At 66.5% G+C, this 663-nt stretch carries 2 protein-coding genes; both read right to left on the reverse strand.

Features of this window, described 5'->3' with window-relative positions; translation table 11 throughout:
* The coding region (locus VB775_RS22580; RefSeq protein WP_323216971.1) for a hypothetical protein at positions 1 to 110 on the reverse strand (110 nt) is incomplete at its 3' end.
* 48 nt (positions 111 to 158) lie between these two features.
* The coding region (locus VB775_RS22585) for a lysozyme inhibitor LprI family protein (protein WP_323216970.1) at positions 159 to 663 on the reverse strand (505 nt) is incomplete at its 5' end.

Consider the following 663-nt stretch of genomic DNA (forward strand, 5'->3'; position numbering starts at 1 on the left):
TGGTCGCGCTCGACCTCGATGAAGAGTTCGGTGTCGGCGAGCCGGATCTTGTCGCCGACGGTCGGCCCAAACATGGCGGCATAGGCGGAGCGGGAAATCCTGGCTGGCATGGCTTACCTCACTCGATCATGAACGGGAACAGAGCACCGGCCGCCCCGTCATTGGCCGCCCTCCAGGACGGAACGGAAAAACTCGACGCGGTCATGCGTCAGCCGCGCCAGGCAGGCGCTGCCGACCATCGGCTGGGCGGTGCCGCCGAAGACATCGTAGGATTCGTATTCGCACTGCGCGTCACGCCAGGCGATCCAGGCGCGCTGCGCGACCCGCAGCGCTTCGAGCGTCGTCGGAACCCCCCGCTCCTTCGCCATGTCGGCAACGTCCTCGTCGCGCAGCCTCGCCGCCGCGACGACGTCCGGCCAGATCGCATTCAGGTCGGCGTCGGCCGCCTCGTAGTCGAGATGGGCGCAGTAGGTCATTTCCGGCTGTGTCACGGGATCCTGGCAGTTGACGCCGTCGGCGTCCTGCGCATGGGCGACTTCGGCGGCAAGAAGCAGCACTGCCGCGGAAATCGCGGCGCGATAAACCCGGTTCATCGAACGTGCGCGCATCCCATTCCGCCTTTCCATTCTCGCCAGGGCGTTCACAGGCCACCCATCACCTTGC

It is taken from the genome of Pseudanabaena sp. CCNP1317, from assembly GCF_034931345.1.
Taxonomy (GTDB): Bacteria; Cyanobacteriota; Cyanobacteriia; order Pseudanabaenales; family Pseudanabaenaceae; genus Pseudanabaena; species Pseudanabaena galeata.